Here is a 1,409-nt window from a genome sequence, read left to right on the forward strand (position 1 = left end):
AAGGCCGCGTGGCATCGGTGCCGGGTGCTGCCTATGGACTTTCACCCTATTTCCGCATCTCCACCGCCACCAGCGAAGAGGTGCTCGCCCAAGCGATCGCGCGGATCAACGCCGCCGTCGCGCAAGTGGAGTAGACCATGCCCCATTACGAACGCATCCTGATCACCGGCGCCGCCGGCCGGCTCGGCTCGGAACTGCGAAAGGGGCTGGTGCCGCTGGCAAGAACGATCCGCCTGGCGGGCCGCGAACCGTTCGGCGACCTTGCCTCGCACGAGGAAGAGGCGGTCTTCGATCTCGCTGACATGGAGGCGACGGTTGCGGCCACCAAGGACTGCGACGCGATCGTGCATTTCGGCGGCGCGCCGCTTGAATGCGCATGGCAGACGATCCTGGATTCCAGCATCCGTGGCTCCTATCACATCTACGAAGGCGCCCGGAAACACGGTGTGAAGCGCGTCATCTATGCCTCCTCGGTGCATGCCATCGGCTACCATGAAGTCGAAGCCCATATCGGCGTCGACGCGCCGGTGCGTCCGGACAGCCTCTACGGCGTCTCGAAGAATTTCGTCGAAAGCCTGAGTCGGCTCTACTGGGACAAGTTCGGCATCGAGACCGCGTGCCTGCGCATCTTCTCGTCCTTCCCCGAGCCGGCCGACCGCCGCATGCTGTGGTCGTATCTTTCTTTCGCCGACTGCGTGCGCCTGGTTGAGGCAGCTCTTACCGCGCCGCGTGTCGGCCACACGATCTCCTTCGGCATCTCAGACAACAAGCTGAAGATGGTCGACAACAGGGGCGCAGACCATATCGGATTTGTTCCCCAGGATAGTGCCGAGCCGTTTCGCGCAGCGGTGGAGGCGAGGACGCCGGTTCCCGATCCGAAGGCACCCTCGGTGAAGTATCTGGGCGGCTGGTTTTGCGAACTCGGCCACCCGGATGACAAACCCGTATGACGGTCAAATAGCGCGACAGCCAACTCGCGACCGGTCTCGCAAATTTCCTGCATTGTTTCGTACGGCCCCGCGACCCAGCCATAAGCGGTTCGAGCCCATGTCGTCTTCAGGCGGCGACGCCGCCTAGATAGGCGCTGATGACCGCTTCATTGCTCGCGAGATCGCTGCCTGGTCCCTCAAGAACGACGCGCCCGGCTTTGAGCACATAGCCGTAGTCGGCGAACTTCAAGGCGACTTTGCTGTTCTGCTCCACGAGCAGAATGGTCACGCCTTCACGATTGAGGCGTTGCACGATGTTCATGACTTCCTTGATCAATTGCGGCGCCAGGCCCATGGAAGGCTCATCGAGCAGGAGCACCTTGGGCGCGGCCATGAGGGCCCTCCCGATCGCCAGCATCTGCTGCTCACCTCCCGAGAGATTCCTTGCATCGCCATTCTGTCTGCGGGCCAGGATGGGGA

At 62.5% G+C, this 1,409-nt stretch carries 2 protein-coding genes and 1 pseudogene; 2 read left to right on the plus strand and 1 reads right to left on the minus strand.

The annotated features are described in order from the left end of the window. Both EN935_RS42500 and EN935_RS35980 read left to right on the plus strand, forming a co-directional pair. Positions 1 to 134: pseudogene (locus EN935_RS42500) on the plus strand (pyridoxal phosphate-dependent aminotransferase); the annotation flags it as partial. Positions 135 to 137: 3 nt separating this feature from the next. Then, positions 138 to 950, plus strand: a complete 813-nt coding sequence (locus EN935_RS35980; protein ID WP_127265258.1) for an NAD(P)-dependent oxidoreductase — start codon at positions 138 to 140, stop codon at positions 948 to 950. Between the two features lie 106 nt (positions 951 to 1,056). On the opposite strand, the gene EN935_RS35985 is transcribed toward EN935_RS35980, so the two are convergent. Next, the coding region (locus tag EN935_RS35985) for an ATP-binding cassette domain-containing protein (protein ID WP_127374225.1) at positions 1,057 to 1,409 on the minus strand (353 nt) is incomplete at its 5' end.

It is taken from the genome of Mesorhizobium sp. M7D.F.Ca.US.004.03.1.1 (assembly GCF_003998635.1).
GTDB lineage: Bacteria > Pseudomonadota > Alphaproteobacteria > Rhizobiales > Rhizobiaceae > Mesorhizobium > Mesorhizobium loti.